Raw genomic sequence first — 17,383 nt, 5'->3', positions numbered from 1 at the left:
TTAGGCGCGGGGCGCATGCCCGTGCCGGGCCGGCTCAAACGCCGCCGGGCTTAAGGCGGTGGTAGAAAAAGCCCGAGCGGCGACTGAGCAGCCCGGCACGGGCCGCGCTTCGCGCCTAATGCGGCAGCCAGTCGCGCAGGCAGGTGGTCAATTCGCGCGGTGTGGTCCTTATCAAATCGCGATCGACCTCGCCCACCACCAATTGCCTGGTGTCGGGCGTCATCTGCCCTTGAAGGGCCGACAGCACAGATTGGGGGCCGACCAGCACCAGATGCTCGAACAAACGGGTGCGGGCGGCGCGGTCCAACTGGCCGGCGACCCGGCCCAGGAATGGGCGGCCGTCGGCGGGAACGCCGTAGCCCATCACCGGCTCCAGATCGTGCCGGGGCCCATCGCAGCGGAAGAAGGATGCGCGCGAACCGTCGGCCACACACACCCAGGTATCGGAGGAACGCATGGCAACCTCCCCTCGCGAGCGTTGAACGTGCGCTCTTGCCAAAAAGCATAGCACAGATGCCACGCACAGGGGGGTACTCCGTTGCACACCCGAGGGCATAGCTGCTATTAGAGCGGTTTCACGCGCCGGCCGGAGGTGACATGGAAATCAAGGAAGCTTTGACGTTCGACGATGTTCTGCTGGTTCCGGCGGAATCAGACGTTCTTCCCACGCAGGTTGACACCCGCACCCGCTTGACCCGCTCGATCGAGCTGGGCATCCCGCTGGTGTCGGCGGCCATGGACACCGTCACCGAATCGCGCCTGGCCATCGCCCTGGCCCAGGCCGGCGGCGTCGGCGTGATCCACAAGAATCTCGACATCCAGGCCCAGGCCTCGGAAGTCCGCATGGTCAAGAAGTTCGAGTCGGGCATGGTGGTCAATCCGGTGACCATTCACCCCGACCAGCCGCTGGCCGAAGCGCTGAAGCTGATGGCCGACTTCAAGATTTCCGGTATCCCGGTGGTCGAGCGCGGCACGCGCCGCCTGGTCGGCATTCTGACCAACCGCGACGTCCGCTTCGCCTCGGACGTTCATCAGCCGGTCGCCGAGCTGATGACCAAGGACACCTTGATCACCGTGCGCGAGGGCGTCGATAAGACCGAGGCCAAGCGCCTGCTGCACCAGCACCGCATCGAGAAGCTGCTGGTGGTCGATGGCGAGTATCGCTGCACCGGCCTGGTCACCGTCAAGGACATCGAGAAGGCCCAGGCCCACCCTGATGCCTGTAAGGACGAACAGGGCCGCCTGCGCGTCGCCGCCGCCACCGGCGTCGGCCCCGATGGCATCAAGCGCGCCCAGGCCCTGCTGGAGGCCGAGGTCGACGTCATCGTCGTCGATACCGCCCACGGCCATTCCAAGGGCGTCATCGACACCGTCCGCCAGATCAAGCGCCTGTCCGACCGCGCCCAGGTGATCGGCGGCAACATCGCCACCGCCGCCGCCGCCCAGGCCCTGGCCGATGCCGGCGCCGACGCCGTCAAGGTCGGCATCGGGCCGGGCACCATCTGCACCACCCGCATGGTCGCCGGCGTCGGCGTGCCGCAATTGTCGGCGGTGATGGAAGTGGCCGAAGTCACCCGCAAGGCCGGCATCTGCCTGATCGCCGACGGCGGCATCAAATATTCCGGCGACATCTCGAAGGCCATCGCCGCCGGGGCCGATTGCGTGATGATCGGGTCCTTGTTCGCCGGCACCGAGGAAAGCCCGGGCGAGGTGTTCCTGTTCCAGGGCCGGTCGTACAAATCCTATCGCGGCATGGGCTCGATCGGGGCGATGGCGCGCGGCTCGGCCGACCGCTATTTCCAGGCCGACGTCAACGACAAGCTGAAGCTGGTCCCCGAAGGCGTCGAAGGCCGCGTTCCCTATAAGGGTCCGGTCGGCACGGTCATCCACCAGATGGTGGGCGGCCTGCGCGCCGGCATGGGCTATACCGGCAACCGTACCATCCCGGAAATGCAGACCCGCTGCACCTTCCGCCGCATCACCTCGGCGGGCCTGCGTGAAAGCCACGTCCACGACGTGTCGATCACCAAGGAAGCGCCGAACTATAAAAGCGAGTAGCGGCAGGTGACACCAGCAGCCCGTATCGCCGCCGCCATCGAGCTGCTGGCCACCATCGAATCCGAGACCCGGCCCGCCGACCAGGTGGCGTCGTTCTTCTTCAAGAACCGCCGCTATATCGGCGCCAAGGATCGCCGCGCCGTCGCCGACACGGTCTGGCGGGTGCTGCGCCGCAAGGCCCGCATCGATTGGTGGCTGGAGCGCCTGGAGCATCCGGCCGAGGCCCGCGCCCGCGTGCTGGCCGACCTGGCCTTCGAGGGCCAAAGCCTGGAGCCCGCGCTGTTCCAGGGTGCCCATTCGGCGCCGCCGCCCGGCCGCGAGGAAAAGCGCCTGATGGAGCGCCTGAAGGGCTGCGACCTGTTCCACCGCGACCAGCCGGCCTGGGTCAGGGGCGAGTTCCCCGAATGGCTGACGCCGAAATTGGAAGCGCTGTGGGGCAGCGATCTGGCCGCCCAGGTCGGCACCATGCGCGACGAGGCGCCGCTGGATTTGCGGGTCAACAGCCTGAAGGGCGACCGGGGCGCGGCCATCGCCAGCCTGGCCGCCGAGCAAATCAAGGCCGAACCCACCCGCTGGTCGCCGCTGGGCCTGCGCCTGACCGCGCGGGCGCCGATGGTGCAGTTGCAGGCGTGGCGCACCGGCCTGGTCGAGATCCAGGACGAGGGCTCGCAATTGGTGGCGCTGCTGACCGATGCCCGACCGGGCATGGCGGTGTGCGATTATTGCGCCGGCGCCGGCGGCAAGACCCTGGCGATCGCCGCCCAGATGGAAAACAAGGGCCGGCTGGTCGCCTGCGACGTCGCCGAATGGCGGGTCGACAAGGCGGCCGACCGCTTGCGCCGGGCCGGCGTGCACAACGTCACCCGCCGGGTGATTTCGGGCGCCGCCGACAAATGGATCAAGCGCTCGGCCGGGTCCTACGACCGCGTGCTGGTCGATGCGCCCTGCACCGGCACCGGCACCTGGCGGCGCAACCCCGACGCCAAGTGGAACCTGACCACCACCGATCTGGCCGAACTGGTGGACAGCCAAAGGGTGATCCTGGCCAGCGCCGCGCGATTGGTGAAGGCCGGCGGGCGGCTGATCTATGCCACCTGCTCGATCCTGCCCGACGAGAACGAAAGCCAAATCGAGGCCTTCCTGGACAGCCACCCGGATTTCAAGCTGGTGCCCGTGCCCGGCCTGTGGTCCGAACTGGTCGGCACCGAATGCCCGGTCGACCAGCCCACTCTGCGGCTGTCCCCGTTCTCGCACGGCACCGACGGATTCTTCGCCGCCGTGCTGGAACGGGTTGGACCTACTTCAGGGTCTTGAGATAGGCGATGGCCGCCTTGCGCTCGGCCTCGTCCTTGATCAGCAGGGCCATCTTGCTCTTGGCCGCGCCGCCGGTCTTGGCCGCCACGAAGGCCGACGGATTTTCCAGATATTCCATCAGGGCCGCTTCGTTCCACACCACGCCCTTGCCGGCCAGTTCGGGGACCGAGGCCTCGCGTCCGAAGACGCCGAACAGATTGGGGCCGACCTTCTTGGCGCCGCCGCTTTCGAAGGTGTGGCAGGCCAGGCACTTCTTGACCGCCGCCGCGTCCTGAGCGGCCGCCGGCAAGGCGATGGACAGGGCGACAAGGGCGGTGACGGCGGCAAGGGACTTCATTCTCGGCCTCCAGGGGTCTTATTTATCGCTGCCGATGATATCTTGCCTGTTTCGGCCGTCAAAGCTGGATTTCGCCGATTGAACCGGGCGCGGTTTCGTCGAAAAATGAAACATGCTCGCGGACAGGACTGGACCACATCGTTGAAGAAGCTGCGCACCGTCGCCTTGTTGGGACGAGAGCCGGGATTGCGGGTCCTGCAAGATGTCCTGATCGACAATCCGCTGGTCGAGCTGGCGGCGGTCTACACCCACCCCAATCTGCCCAGGAAGGAAGGGGGCGGCCCGCGCCCGGAACTGGCCCGCTACCAGGCCCTCTGCGCCGCTGGAGGGGTGCCCCTGCACTGTCTGGACGTCGCCCAGGCGAAAGGCCTGGACCAGATGCTGCCCGAGCACCGGGCCGATCTGCTGCTGGTGCTGTCGTGGCGCTCGATCCTGACCGCGGCGATGCTGGCCCAGGCCCGCTTTGCCATCAACCTGCATCGCGGCGCCCTGCCGGACTATGCCGGGGCCGAGCCGGTGCGCCGGGCCATCGAGGCCGGCGAGGCCCGCGTCGCCATCACCGCCCACCACATGGTGGAAGAGGTCGATGCCGGCCGGGTCGCGGCCACCGTGTGGATGGATATCGCCCCCTGCCCGCCGACCCTGTCGGCCGCCGAATATGCCGAACAGGTCAAGGAGCGGCTGTTGCCGCTTTACGCCCCGCTGGCCCGGCTGGCCATCGCCTCGGTGGCGGCCTAGCCGGCCATGGAGCAGGTGGTGAGCCATCCGCTGAACCCTGGCTTCCGGCTTGAGGTCGGCCCAGCCTGGTCATCGCCGCCGGCCCTGGCGGAACGCATTGCCGCCATCTGGCAGGCCGAGAAGACGAAGCGCGGCGACCGCCTGACCAATGGGCCGGTCTATGGGCTGGAATCGGCGGGCCTTGATGTCTTGCGCATTCAGCGATCGGACTATCGCCATGTCCTGGCGCGGCGCCTGGCCCCCGACCTGGTCGGTGACGGGCTGACCTTCCGCCCCCTGGGGGTGACCGGGCTGCTGCTGTGCGCCGATGGCCTGGTGCTGGGGCAAAGGGGCATCGACGTCGCCACCGATCCCGGCCTGTGGGAAGCCGCCCCGGCCGGCGGCCTGGCCCAGCCCGACCCCCGCCGCCAGGTGCTGGATGAATTGCACGAGGAATTGGGCATCGGCCCCGCCGACATCACCGCCGTCGAGGCATGCGGTCTGGTCGAGGATCTGCCCAGCGGCGTGCTCGACATCGTGTTCCGCCTGCACACGCCGCTGTCGGGCGCGGCCGTGCGGGCGGCCTATGGGGCGCTGGCCACCGACGAATACGCGCGGGTGGCGATCGTCGCCGCCGCCGCCCTGGCGGATTTCCTGAAGCAGAACCGCCAGACCCTGCTGCCGGCCCTGGTGCCGATGCTGAAGCTGGCCGGGCTGGGCTGAGCCGGGGCGGACCTCGCACGCCACGTTGTTGGGCCTGGGCGAGGGGACGGATGAGCAAGTCGGCGAACCAATTTGCCACCGCCTTCGACGGCACCACCCAGATACTGGAGCGCCAGTTCGACGTGGAGACACAGGTCGACACCGCCGGCCAAGCGTCCATCCACTCCGGCAAGGAGCCGATTCTCCATGTCCGCGAATATTCGAACCCAACCTTGTGGCGGGGGCCGAGGGCGCCGAGGAGATCGGGGAAGTAGGGCTGTAGTGTCTCTCACCGTCTCCATGTAAGATCGACCGCGCGCCGTGTGGCGCCGACCATCACACCGGACACGAACCCGATGTCGCGCCTGACCGACGAGCAACTGACCGACCTGATTCGAGGGCTGCGCGATCTGCCCGCTGAAATCGAGTGGGTCGAGTTCAAGCAGAACAAGGCGAACCCCGAGGAAATCGGCGAGTACATCTCAGCCATCTCCAACTCCGCCGCCCTGGCCGGCCAGAAGGAAGGCTACCTGGTCTGGGGCATCGAGAACGGCACCCACGAGATCGTCGGCACCGAGTTCGACCCCGTCAAGACGAGCAAGGGCAACGAGGTGCTTGAGGGATGGCTAAACAAGCTGTTGCAGCCGCGCCTCCATTTCGTCATCTCGACCGGCCAAGTAGACGGCCGCCGGGTGGTGGTGCTGACCATCCCCCGCGCCATCAGTCAGCCAACCCATTTCCAGGGCCAGGCGTTCATCCGGGTCGGCTCCTACACCAAGAACCTCAAGGAGCAGCCGGAGAAGGCCCGCGTCCTGTGGCGCGCCTTTGACGACACCCCCTTCGAGCTTCAGCCGGCCATGGAGAATGTCGGGGACGACGACGTCCTTCGTCTGCTCGACTATCCCGCCTATTTTGATCTGCTGAACCTGCCGCTGCCCGAGGGGCGAGCCGGCTTCCTCGACGCTCTGGCCGGCGAGCGGCTGATCGTGCGGAGCGCCAACGGCCGCTGGACCATCACCAATCTCGGCGCCCTGCTGCTGGCCAAGAAGCTGGGCGAATTCCCCAGCCTTGGCCGTAAGGCGGTGCGCGTCATTCACTACAAGGGCAACAGTCGGGTCGAGACCATCAAGGAGCAGGTGGGGACCAAGGGCTATGCCAACGGCTTCGAGGGGCTTGTCTCCTTCGTCAACGGCCTGATGCCGACCAACGAGGTGATCGGCAGCGCTCTCCGCAGGACTGTTCCCATGTATCCCGAACTGGCCGTCCGCGAGTTGGTCGCCAACGCCCTCATCCATCAGGACCTGTCCATCACCGGCGCCGGGCCGATGGTCGAGATATTCGACAACCGGCTGGAGATCACCAATCCCGGCAAGCCGCTGGTGTCACCTGACCGCTTCCTCGACACTCCGCCGCGCTCACGCAACGAGCAGTTGGCCGGCCTCATGCGGCGCTTCGGCGTCTGCGAGGAGCGCGGCAGCGGCGTGGACAAGGTGGTGTTCCAGACGGAGCTCTATCAGTTGCCGGCGCCGTTGTTCGCCATCAGCGGCGACAACACCAGCGCGATCCTCCAGGCCCACAGTCCTCTTACCCAGATGGATAAGGACGACCGGATCAGGGCCTGCTACCTGCACGCCTGCCTGAAATACGTCAGCCAGGAGGCCATGACCAACGCGACAATCCGGGAGCGCTTCGGCATCGAGAAGCAGAACATGTCCACGGCCTCCCGGTTCATCCGGGAAGCCGTCGTTTCCGGCCTCGTCCTGCCCTATGACGAGAACGCCGCGCCCAAGCTGATGCGCTATATCCCGTTCTGGGCGCGCCATCCGGGTACTTGATGGGTACTTGATGGGAAGCCCTTTCCCACCTGTTGGGCCGCAGCTCTCCGGAAAAATAGGTTGTGTCCTATCAGTTGGTTAGCGCGCCGCCGCCGTACTTGATGGGTACTTGATGGGCGTGTGATTGCGATCGCCCTCGCCACCCTTCTGCACGTCATTTGCCCCAGCCCCCATCTTGGCGCACCACTCCTGAACGATGGCGACGGCATAGGCATGCGATAGGGTCGGATTTTTCGTCATAAGTGCGACGAGGTCGTCAGGCGGCATGGTGAGGCGTCGAGCATACCGAGGTGCGCCGGGCAAGGGCACAGTGCCGACCCGGGGCGCTGGGCGGGGACTATAGAGCGGCGCTAAACATCGCCAGTTCTAAGATAGTCGTAAAACGCCTTTTGGCTTAAGGTCCGGAATCCCTCTCGAACGATTTCCCCACCTTTGTATTCGAGTAGCAGAAAGGTCACTTCTCCTGGCAGCGTAACCGTAGGGTCATATTCATCCATTGCATCTGGCTTGGCTTCGGAAATCTGAACGCAACGGCGGACGATCTTTAGCGCGTCACCCCAGAGGATGCGACGCACTTCCGGTGGGGCGTAAAATATGTCGCCCGCGCTAAATTGAAGCAACGGTGGTGCACCTCGCGTCCATTCTTGCCGGTAGTTCTTTTGCGAGCGTCCGTCAGCGAGCTTCACGGTCTCGACATAAGTGGTCAGTTCGATGTCGAGAGCCAACTTGAAGCAATCAGGCACACCAAACTCCCACCCGTCAATGTAGCCGTGCCCATCCCACTTGATATCAATCTCACTGGTGCGCGGACGCTTTGCGCGTCTGGCTGTGACCATTTCACCGAGTTGTTGTCGCGACACTCGAAGTGCCTGCGCAGCAAATTCAAGAGCGCTCAGAATCTCTCCGGTTTCCGGGGCAACGAGATCAATGACGTTCCTGCCGACAAACGTCCGAGGCGCCCGCCGCAAATGGCAATAAGCGTCGAAGTGAAGGTCGCCATCTTCAATGAAGATGCGGCGGACGGTGATATTGCGGCGGGATGCGGCACCACGAGCATCAGCGTAGTGCAGAACCGCATCAACGGAGAGGCCGTCGGCCCTTAGCTCCTTTTCGATCAGCATGGGAGGCAGCCGTGCAGTTGAGGAAGGCTTAACCCATGCTACCTCGGAAGAGGGGTGGGAGCAATGGAGGCATTCCCCACAAAACACCCCTGCAACGCTTCTACACACGAGGGGATCTTCACCCCTCGTCGAGGCGGCTAAGTGTTTGATTTTATTGGAAAATTAGAGAATGGCTGGGGGACTAGGATTCGAACCTAGACTGGCGGAGTCAGAGATTGCAAGCGAATCCGTTTTACCGTGAGAAAACAATATATTATGAAGCGATTTTTTAAACTGCTAACGAAATTGCTAATTCATTGACACTTTTCTCAATGTTTTCATCGTCATAGACGCTCAAGCGGCTCGCTGTAGCGCAATATGTTCGTTATATGTTCTTGCCCGTTTTTGCTCGTTATCGTATGCTATAATGGGAAATCTGACCACCGAACGCGGCGGTCGGCTGTCGTGTAACACGACGGCGATGCGGCCAACTTGTCGGGAAACACGACAACTGCCTCCTGTCTGACTGCCCTGCCTCATGCAAGGACAACGCCGCTTCAATTGATCTCCGTCATTTTAGCGCCGCCAGTGCCTGGGTAAATTTACGCAGGTGTGCGCTCGCGTATTTTCCTTCCCATATATGCTGCACTATGCCTTTAGAATCTGCTGGCTCATTTTGCGGGCCTGAAATGGGGTGCTGATGAACGCATTCGCTACATGACCAGCGAAATAGAAAGAGCCGCGCTCCTCCTCAACGAGAGCAGGTTCAGGCTGGCCTTGGCTAATTCCCCGATCGTAGTTTTTGAGCAGGATTTGGATCTCCGCTATACGTGGATATTCAATCCTAAGCTCGGCTATGCGGCGCAAGAGGTTATTGGCAAAACAGACGACGATATCATGGAGGCTGGGGCCGCCAGAGCGATCGGCGCACTCAAGCGCAGCGTCATGAAAAGTGGGGAGCCAAAACAACAAGAGGTGCTCGCCTCAGCGCCAAACGGCCCCATCTCGTACTACGATCTGAACATCGAACCCCGTTACGATGGCAATGGCGAGATCATTGGTGTCATTTGCTCGGCAACTGATATCACCGAGCGCAAACTCGCCGAGCAAGCGCGGGAAATAAGCGCTCAAAAATCTCGTGATCAGTTGACAGCGTTCATCCGATACGCCCCAGTCTCAATGGCAATGTTTGATATGAATATGAATTATATGTCGGTAAGCGATCGCTGGATTAAAGAATTCGGAAAAGGACATTCCGATTTAATTGGGTTAAATCACTATCAGTTACTACCAGACATGCCATTAGAATGGAAAATTGTGCACCAGCGCTGTTTGGCTGGTGCCAGCATGCAAAACGATGAAGATTTATGGGTTCAAGCCGATGGCAGCAAATACTGGCTGCGTTGGGCCGTGCAGCCTTGGACGGATTTTGCTGGTGTGGTCAGCGGCATAATCATTGCAGCCGAGGACATTACCGAAAAGATGGAGGCTAAGGCTGAACTGATCAGGACCAGCCAAGCAAAGCAATCTTTTTGGGAGCGTTTGGCCAATCTTACTGATCGTGAGCGTCAAGTTTTGTCGGGCGCGCTTAGAGGTATGGGTAATAAGGCTATCGCAGCTCATCTACATGCCAGCACAAGAACCGTTGAGGGGCATCGCGCTCGGATTTATATAAAAGCACGCATCAGCAACGTAATTGAAATTGTCAATGAAGCTGCGGCGGTCGGGTTAACGCTGGCCGAAATTATCGCACATTTGGATTCCTGAGGCTTAGCCCTCCAGTCTCCGCCCAATCAATCCAGCGAACACCTTGGGTAGAAATACGCAGGTGATGTCATCGGCTATTCGGCCCACACAATCCGTCTTTATACTTTAGCCGTAGCCGCAACTATGCCTCCTGATCCTGATGGGCGTCGTACTCACGCAGCTACAGAACCTCCGCACTAAATTTTGTGCGGATAGCGAAGTGGGGCCGTTATGGGGCATACACGCATAATGTTGGTTGATGACCGCATCGAAGATGCAGCTTTAACAATTATGGCATTGAAAGCCGTTGGCTTTCACAATGATGTAGAGCTTCATACAGATGGCCGTCATGCATTAAAAATATTAGAAGAAAACGTAAATGAAGGATATGGGCCGCATATAGTTTTTTTGGATGTTAATATGCCCGCCATCACTGGCTGTTCAATGCTTTTACAGATGCGCCGTGACCATAAATTTAATCATATAACGGTTGTTATGCTAACGACGGCCGATTACGAGAGCAAAAGATGTAATTGCTATGAGCATGGGGCTGACTTCTTTCTGAAGAAGCATGCAGATATTGATGACTTTACGGATGAAATCGCTGGGTTTAAGCGATTTTGGGATGCGATCGGGCGAAATAAATACGCCGACTTAGAGAATGAGCGGGATCGCCTCACAGGCTGATCCGCGACCAACTTGTCGGGAAAAACGACACCTGCTTCCTGTCGGTTAAACCGACAACGCCTCCGCCCTGACCGCGTTGCCAACGATGCCGTTCAATTCGCTGAGCTTGCGGCAGTTGGTCAGTTCCATCTCGGTTGTCGCCACTGCGGCGTATTTGGCCGACATTGATGCAAGCCGCTGCGACAGCCGCATCAGAACCAGCAATGACGGTGGCCGCTGCCGCGCCTTGGCGCAGGACATATAGCTGCGCGATTGGCCGAGCCAAAACCGCGAAAACTCATACTGGCTCTCGACCATCCACATATCCCGCAATTCCCTATAGACCGTTTCCAACAGCATGTCCGTTCTCCCCCAAGGCGTTTCGTCCCGCTATTTAGCCCTCCGCGCTAAATACGCTTGCGGAGCAGCGCCACGATGGATGCTGCCGCAAGGAGGAGAAAACGCCATGAACAGACTGTCCTATTTGCCGAGGGGCTATTGCGAGATCGGCTTTGCCAATGAGGTAGTGACCATTGAGGAGGCCGTACATCAGGCCGTCATCGCTATGCTGCTGCAGAAGACCGCTCGGCGGTCGCCTTGTACTGGGGCGATTTCAGTTTCGCGCTACGGATTGGCTGGAGGTCAAATTTCCAGTCAGTGCCATTGAGCTGCACGATACAGCGTGAGGGCACATCGCCTCGATAGCCCATGAACGCAATGCCGCAGTTCACGCCATGCCCTTCGCAATTTCTATCCTGGAATTCATGGATGGCGCTGGCGACGTGCTTACGGGCCAATCTGCCCTCGGCAGCTTCGGCCTTGTCCAGCCAGAAGGGAATGACCTGGCTGCTGACTGCCTCGTACCACTGCCGCGCTTCCACGTCCTGGCCGCGCTCCACATAGACCAATTCCTCGACGTGACGTGGGCTGCGGAAATTCACGCGGTACTTCTTGTCTCCGACCTCCAATTGGCCGCGCACATAGCTGCGCGAACTGCCAGCGACCCAAAGCGATATCGTGGCCTTGGAATTGGCCTTCACCTGAGCTGCTGTCCGATTGGCCTTTGCCCAAGTGGCGAACTCCTCATTCCCTCCAAGTGGCTCCCTCTTTCTCTCCAATGGCTCGTCCGATTTGGCGGCGAAGCCACGAAGTGGCGCAGCCGCATCGTCAATCACATTGTCATTCATTCCGATTGGGCAGATCACATCTCTTTCTTCCGAGTGGCGAGCCACAAGCGAGCCACCATCGACGAAATCGACCGAAGGGCCATTGGGCGTGGCCGAAGGCCGCGAGTGAGCCAAAGGCGCATCGATTAGTTTTAGCAATAGCTTAGCAATAGTGACTTCATAAGTCGTTGTATCAACAGACGAATTTGCCCCTTTGGTGTGGAAACTGTGTGGGAACCGTGTGGAAACGGTGTGAAAAGTGTGTGGAAAGCGCCCGTTCAGATAGGCCATGCGGCCACTTGATGCATGGGCGTTTGTCCAATCCACGGCTTCCTTGATTGGCCGACGCTGCGCCTTCGTCATCTGTATTGCGCCGTGATGGGCCACCTGGATGCCGTAGTGCATGTCCAACTGCCTGACCAGCCATTCTCCCTGCTTCTCGGACGAACGCCCCTTTTGATGAAAGGCTGCGATGCAGCCGATCAGCATGTCGTCATACCGATGGCCCCCTTGGTGCTCGCATAGCTTGTTGATGTGTCTGTTCCATTGAATGTTTGCCATTTGCGTTTTCCTCCATGAGCGTTTTCAGTGAAAACGCTGGGGCGGCCTGGAAAACGCTGATGAAAGAGGCTGTCACTGATCCCGTCGGACGCAGTTAAGCCCCAGCATTGTATTTATCCCGATCAGCAGCGCTGCCAACGCGGATGTGGAAAATTATTTCTGCCGTCTTGTCACGTCGCGCCACATTGCTGCATTGCGACAATCATGCTGTTTGCAAGTCATTGATCTTATAGGTGAATTTCAGTTGATTATCGCCTTGTCGTGTTACACGACACCCGCGCCCGTAGGTTTAACCTACAGGCGGTCGGCCTCTACGCAGCCAACTTGTCGGGAATCCCAACAACATGCTCATGCCCATAAATAGTGTCGTGAAACCCGACAACAGGGAGGCGACGATGCGGGCGTGGGAATTCATGACGGAGGAGGCCGCGGCCAACAGCTTCGCGGACAATCTGAAGCGACAGGCCGATGCCAAGGCCGATCAGGCGAAGAAACTCAAGCAAGCGGCATCCGTGCAGAAAAAACGCGAGCAGGTAAACAGCGTCAGAGCGTCCCTGACCAAGCGCCAAGGCGAGTTAATCAAGCTAGCAGCTACAAACGCCAGCGCCTGAGCAAAACATAAGAAAAGCTACATTTTATTATGTTTACCGTTAACTGCTTGATTATCAACGCAGATAATTGCGGTCGGGCCTGCTGTGCCTTTTATCATATAATGATTTGCCTAACGGAATAACTTTTCATTAGGTAAAGCGATGAAACAGGCCAAGGTACTCAGCGAGGCGGAACTCAAGCGCGTGCTGTCCGTTGTCGCAAATCAGCGTCATGCAGCCCGCAACCGCGTGGCCCTCATGCTCAGCTTCTATGCGGGAATGCGCGTCGGCGAGATCGCCCATTTGAAGCTCGGCGATGTCATTGATGGCGATGGCCGCGTGAAGGACCAGATCGTGCTGCCAGCCCATTATACCAAGACTGCCGAGGCCAGGACGGTGTTCGTCAGTGGCAAGCTGCGCCGCGAATTGGAGCGCTTCCTGTCGTGTAACACGACAACGAATCGGGCCGCGCCGTTTCTCGTGACACAAAAGGCCACGGCGTTCTCGGCCAACACGCTCTGCCAGCTATTCGGACAGATTTACGCACTGGCCGGAATTGATGGTGCGAGCAGCCACAGCGGTCGGCGATGGTTTATCACGCAATTGGCCCACAGCGGCGTTTCGGCCAAAGTGATCATGACCCTGGCGGGCCATCGTCACCTGTCCACCACGCAGCGCTACATCGAAGTCAATGACCAGATGATGAAAGCTGCTGTGGAGGGGTTGTAGCTGTCCCTGGTGGATGACCGGGATGTGCCAGATTCGGGCACTTGAATCTGTATGGCCCAGTGATAGGCAGCCTACGCCCTCCCCGCATGACGCCACCCATCGGCATAACGCGACAGGAAGCATTCATCGTGACGCCCTCAGTGAGTTGATCAAGGGGAATTCTGTTTTTGATAGCTCTGGTTGCCGCGAATGACAGTAGCTGTTTTTCAGTAACGAGTATATCTTTTAGATGTGTAGCCCTCCACAAACCATGCATTTGCAATACTACCTTTATTGTCACAGTTACCAGTTTAAGTGCGGCATCATCCAGCAGGCCTTCGCTAAATATCCTATTGGAGAAAATTGGCAGGTGGATCGTTTTCGAGCAATATTGGTATCTAGGTGGGAGAGAATCTTCGTGGTTTTCTCTGTCTTTGCTGCTGTGGCATTCTTTGCCGTCGCGATTGGATTGAGGATTCCTGGGCCACCGTTTCGCATCGGCATAAACCCATGGCTCGGCTACGAACCCCTGCTTGTCGCCCGAGATGCCTTGGCGCTTGACCCCAAAATTGTCCGGGTCGTGGATATGTCCTCGACCACAGAAACCATCCGCGCACTGCAAAATGGAATTCTTGACGCAGCCGCGCTTACCCTCGACGAGGCACTGCTTCTCAAGCACTCAGGAACCCAAATCCGTGTGCTGCTGGTCGCGGACATATCGAACGGCGCTGACGCAGTGGTCATCAATCCCAGAGCCACAGAGGCACTCAGCGTTCAAGGTGCAAGGATAGCATTCGAGGGCAAGGCGATGGGCGCCTACATGGCGGCGCGCATGATTGAAAAGATGTCATTGCATCCGAATGACGTGAAATTGATCGAAGCGCCGATTGACCGGCAAGAGCGGCTCTATGTCAGCGGTGAGGTCGATGGGGTGATCACCTTTGACCCTATCCGCACAAAGCTTCTCTCGCTAGGAGCGCGGCAAATTTTTTCCTCAAGGGACATTCCCAACGAAGTCCTCGATGTTTTGGTGGTCAGGGATCAGTCCCTGGACAGCAATCCTGCAGCCATCAGGCATCTGCGTGATGCATGGGAGTTTGGCCGGAAAAAGCTGGTCGCCCTAGATCCCGCTTTGGCTGCTGGCGTTACGAAGCGTACCGGCCTTTCGGAACCGGAGCTTAGGGCGGCCCTAAAAGATATTGCATTTCCCAATGCTGAAGAGTCTGAGACCCTGATCCTAGGGTCCGGTCAACGGCTGGCCGAGACTTCACTGAAACTCTGGCAAATCATGCAAAGGTATGGGATTTCCCCCTCTGGAGCGCCCACCCCAATGATTTCAGGGGAGGTGCACCGGTGAACGTTCGTGCCGTTCTGTCCCGTCTCCCCGTGGCTGCCCAGGTAATTGTTGCGCTATTTATACTTGGTCTGGGTAGCCATGCCGTCGTGTTTGGGCTGTCTGTGTGGGATGCTCTCAGACGAGCACAGCACGAAGCCGTTATCGATCTGAGAGGACAACTTCATCTTGCTCAAGGGCTGGCAGGCCCCCTCGTGGATGAAAACCACCGGGAAGAGCTCGCCGTCTTACTCAAATCCCTGGCCATCTTGGCTCATGACGACGTTGCACTGCTGGTAAACGCTGATGGCCGCATAATCGAAACTTCTGACGCTGAGCTTGCGCCTCGCATGCTTGCCTCGCCTTGGTTCCGCCAGATTAGTCTCTCAAACATTAATTCTGTTACGGTCAAATCATGGGCAGATGAACACGTTTATGGCGTGGCGCCAATTTGCGAGGTCGTGCCGGGCACCATCTCCGTGCGCAGGTGTGTGTACCTCCTTGTCGAACATGGAACTGCGTGGCGTTTATCAGCCGCCAAGTTTGCCGAACTTAAACGTAGCGCGGCACTGCTCGGGGTCAACGTTCTATTTTCTCTCCTCTGCTGGTGGCTCATCAATGAGGCCGTGGCGAAGCCCAGCCAGAGGATTATTCAATCGATTTCTCGGTTCCGTGGCGGCGATCGGGAGGCGCGCTGTACCTTAGAGGGCTCTGATGAATTGGCGGGAATTTCGTCGGCGATCGATAAGGCATTTGAGACCATCACAGCTCAACAGCAGGACCTCCAACTTCTTGAAACCGCCGTCAGCCAAAGTCCGGCGGCAATCGTCCTCATTGATGCCGAAGGTGTTGCTCGTTTCCGGAATACGGCCCATCAGCGCATCCATGGACCAGATGAGTCAGCCATAACCACATTGCTTCAAGATGGAAGGCTGCGATCCGAGGCATGGTCGGGGGAATATTTTGACGAGATGACAGGCCGGTGGTTGAGGGCGGTGGTTTCCCCCATTAAGGACGACGCCGGGCAGATCACCCACAACCTGATCATCACCGAGGACATTACCGACCAGAAAGGGTATGAAGCAGCCCTCCTCCGAAAGGAGACAGTGGACGATTTGACGGGTCTCCCGAACCGCGACTTTGGTCGCGAGCGACTTCGTCAGGTCCTTGGTGGCGGCACCATGACCGCCGTTATCTATCTCGACATCGACGGCTTGACTCGGGTCAACGAGACATTTGGCTACGAGTCTGGCAACGAGGTAATCAAAGTCGTTGCAAAGCGGCTTCAGGAGTTGTTTCCCCCGCCCGCTCTGGTCTGTCGCCTGGCAGGAGATGAGTTCCTCCTCGTCCTTCCCGGCCTGGGTATCGCCAGTGAGGCAGAAATTCAAGCTGCCCGAGCCCTGCGCGAATGCAGTGCACCATACGCCGTGGCGGGGTCAATGATCGCGTTGACCCTGCGGGCTGGTGTCGCGGTATTCCCACGCGACGGCAGCGATGCGGCAATTCTTATCGATGACGCCTATTCAGCCGCCATTAGAGCTCGGGAAACCGGCGGCGGCACCTATCGCCTGTTCAATCGGACTCTCGACGAACAGGTTAAGCGCCGCTTCGAACTCGACAACGATCTACGCCAAGCGGTAGCACGAGATGAACTGCGCCTTTTCGCTCAGGCGTTTGTATCTCCGGTCGATGGAATTGTGCGCGGCGCGGAAGTTTTGGTGCGCTGGGAACGAGATGGCGCGCTGGTCCCGCCGGGAGAATTCATCCCTCTCGCCGAGCGCAACGGAGCAATTGTGCCGATCAGCGAGTGGATCGTGGAAAATGCTGCAAAGGCATCGTCCGCAATGTCGGATCATCTTGGCTTTCAGGCGCCAATTTCGGTGAACATCAGTGCCGTGGAATTCCGCAGCACGGACCTGCTGTCGCGTCTCGAAGGCATTCGAGAACGCTATCCCCTGGCCGCCCTTGAAATCGAGGTCACAGAGGGGGTGTTCGCCGGGGATATGAAAACCGCTGGCGCCTATCTCAAGGCCATTGATGAAATGGGCTTCCCGCTGGCAATCGACGATTTCGGCACCGGTTACTCATCCCTCAGCTATCTTCGGGACTTTCCATTCTCAAAGCTTAAAATCGACCGAAGTTTTATCGTTGATATGGTTGAACGCCCGCGCCATCGCGATATCGTCGCGGCAACTGTGGCCCTGGCCCATCACTTGGGGCTCGTCGTTACCGCCGAGGGGGTCGAAGACCAAGCCCAAAATGATCTGCTCAAAACCATGGGTGTCGATTACATCCAGGGGTATCTATTCCACAAACCGGCTCCCATAGAACAGTTTGAAGACCTGATTAGGCGGAACCGTTCTGAAGGTTCATCCTGAATCGCAACGCCTTCTGAACTCCTGATAATTTCGGATGAGGCACGTCTTATTCCGCAAGCCTACGAGATGACCTTTCTGATCCATGGCTGGAAAAAAGGCTCTTGATCCGGCCGGATCCGGCGACGAGAGCGTTCAAAGCCTCGCAACAGGCCTGAACGATGGCGGGTTGGCC

The 17,383-nt window shown here is 59.4% G+C and carries 17 protein-coding genes; 12 read left to right on the top strand and 5 right to left on the bottom strand.

Annotated features, from left to right (window positions below; genetic code table 11):
* Positions 1-115 precede the first annotated feature (115 nt).
* A complete protein-coding gene (locus tag MTBLM5_RS04290; RefSeq protein WP_173974557.1) occupies positions 116-457 on the bottom strand; it encodes a host attachment protein in 342 nt (113 codons plus the stop codon).
* A gap of 140 nt (positions 458-597) precedes the next feature.
* Between MTBLM5_RS04290 and guaB the strand changes: the two genes are divergently transcribed.
* Complete coding sequence (gene guaB / locus MTBLM5_RS04285; protein ID WP_173974556.1) at positions 598-2,058, top strand: IMP dehydrogenase; 1,461 nt, start codon at positions 598-600, stop codon at positions 2,056-2,058.
* 6 nt (positions 2,059-2,064) lie between these two features.
* Entirely contained in the window at positions 2,065-3,372 is a 1,308-nt protein-coding gene (locus MTBLM5_RS04280) for an RsmB/NOP family class I SAM-dependent RNA methyltransferase (RefSeq protein ID WP_173974555.1), read from the top strand.
* Here MTBLM5_RS04280 and MTBLM5_RS04275 read toward each other — a convergent pair.
* Positions 3,356-3,709: a cytochrome c family protein gene (locus MTBLM5_RS04275; protein ID WP_173974554.1), complete on the bottom strand. Its 354-nt coding sequence runs from the start codon at positions 3,707-3,709 to the stop codon at positions 3,356-3,358. The two genes, MTBLM5_RS04280 and MTBLM5_RS04275, sit on opposite strands and share 17 nt — an antisense overlap.
* A 141-nt stretch (positions 3,710-3,850) precedes the next feature.
* Here MTBLM5_RS04275 and MTBLM5_RS04270 point away from each other — a divergent pair, with 141 nt between their 5' ends.
* From MTBLM5_RS04270 to MTBLM5_RS04255, 4 genes are all read left to right on the top strand, one after another.
* Positions 3,851-4,447: a formyltransferase family protein gene (locus tag MTBLM5_RS04270; protein ID WP_173974553.1), complete on the top strand. Its 597-nt coding sequence runs from the start codon at positions 3,851-3,853 to the stop codon at positions 4,445-4,447.
* 18 nt (positions 4,448-4,465) lie between these two features.
* Positions 4,466-5,149: a hypothetical protein gene (locus MTBLM5_RS04265; protein ID WP_173974552.1), complete on the top strand. Its 684-nt coding sequence runs from the start codon at positions 4,466-4,468 to the stop codon at positions 5,147-5,149.
* A 50-nt stretch (positions 5,150-5,199) separates the two neighbouring features.
* Positions 5,200-5,403 carry a hypothetical protein gene (locus MTBLM5_RS04260; protein WP_173974551.1) on the top strand — a complete coding sequence of 68 codons (204 nt, stop codon included), beginning with the start codon at positions 5,200-5,202 and terminating at the stop codon, positions 5,401-5,403.
* 81 nt (positions 5,404-5,484) lie between these two features.
* Positions 5,485-6,963 (top strand): ATP-binding protein, encoded by a 1,479-nt coding sequence (locus MTBLM5_RS04255; RefSeq protein ID WP_173974550.1) that lies wholly within the window; start codon positions 5,485-5,487, stop codon positions 6,961-6,963.
* A gap of 350 nt (positions 6,964-7,313) precedes the next feature.
* Here MTBLM5_RS04255 and MTBLM5_RS04250 read toward each other — a convergent pair whose 3' ends face one another.
* A complete protein-coding gene (locus tag MTBLM5_RS04250; RefSeq protein ID WP_173974549.1) occupies positions 7,314-8,084 on the bottom strand; it encodes a hypothetical protein in 771 nt (256 codons plus the stop codon).
* A gap of 696 nt (positions 8,085-8,780) precedes the next feature.
* Between MTBLM5_RS04250 and MTBLM5_RS04245 the strand changes: the two genes are divergently transcribed.
* Positions 8,781-9,830, top strand: a complete 1,050-nt coding sequence (locus MTBLM5_RS04245; RefSeq protein ID WP_173974548.1) for a PAS domain S-box protein — start codon at positions 8,781-8,783, stop codon at positions 9,828-9,830.
* 228 nt (positions 9,831-10,058) lie between these two features.
* Positions 10,059-10,496, top strand: coding sequence for a response regulator (locus tag MTBLM5_RS04240; protein WP_173974547.1), 438 nt, complete (start codon positions 10,059-10,061; stop codon positions 10,494-10,496).
* Between the two features lie 45 nt (positions 10,497-10,541).
* Here the strand turns inward: MTBLM5_RS04240 and MTBLM5_RS04235 are convergent, their stop codons facing one another.
* Both MTBLM5_RS04235 and MTBLM5_RS04230 read right to left on the bottom strand, forming a co-directional pair.
* The gene (locus MTBLM5_RS04235) at positions 10,542-10,835 is read right to left on the bottom strand and encodes a DUF6626 family protein (protein ID WP_173974546.1); all 294 of its coding nucleotides are present in this window, start codon (positions 10,833-10,835) and stop codon (positions 10,542-10,544) included.
* 203 nt (positions 10,836-11,038) lie between these two features.
* The gene (locus MTBLM5_RS04230; RefSeq protein ID WP_173974545.1) at positions 11,039-12,202 is read right to left on the bottom strand and encodes a hypothetical protein; all 1,164 of its coding nucleotides are present in this window, start codon (positions 12,200-12,202) and stop codon (positions 11,039-11,041) included.
* 395 nt (positions 12,203-12,597) lie between these two features.
* Here MTBLM5_RS04230 and MTBLM5_RS04225 point away from each other — a divergent pair, with 395 nt between their 5' ends.
* From MTBLM5_RS04225 to MTBLM5_RS04210, 4 genes are all read left to right on the top strand, one after another.
* Positions 12,598-12,813 carry a hypothetical protein gene (locus MTBLM5_RS04225; protein ID WP_173974544.1) on the top strand — a complete coding sequence of 72 codons (216 nt, stop codon included), beginning with the start codon at positions 12,598-12,600 and terminating at the stop codon, positions 12,811-12,813.
* A gap of 141 nt (positions 12,814-12,954) precedes the next feature.
* Positions 12,955-13,521: a site-specific integrase gene (locus MTBLM5_RS04220; protein WP_173974543.1), complete on the top strand. Its 567-nt coding sequence runs from the start codon at positions 12,955-12,957 to the stop codon at positions 13,519-13,521.
* Between the two features lie 250 nt (positions 13,522-13,771).
* On the top strand, positions 13,772-14,857 hold the full coding sequence (locus MTBLM5_RS04215) for an ABC transporter substrate-binding protein (RefSeq protein WP_173974542.1): 1,086 nt from the start codon (positions 13,772-13,774) through the stop codon (positions 14,855-14,857).
* Positions 14,854-17,211 carry a bifunctional diguanylate cyclase/phosphodiesterase gene (locus MTBLM5_RS04210; RefSeq protein WP_173974541.1) on the top strand — a complete coding sequence of 786 codons (2,358 nt, stop codon included), beginning with the start codon at positions 14,854-14,856 and terminating at the stop codon, positions 17,209-17,211. The genes MTBLM5_RS04215 and MTBLM5_RS04210 overlap by 4 nt, the downstream gene beginning before the upstream one ends.
* Positions 17,212-17,383 lie beyond the last annotated feature (172 nt).

The organism is Magnetospirillum sp. LM-5 (assembly GCF_902729445.1).
Classification (GTDB): Bacteria; Pseudomonadota; Alphaproteobacteria; order Rhodospirillales; family Magnetospirillaceae; genus Magnetospirillum.
The sequence above is the reverse complement of the archived record's forward strand: the minus strand, read 5'-3'. Positions and strand labels throughout refer to the sequence as shown.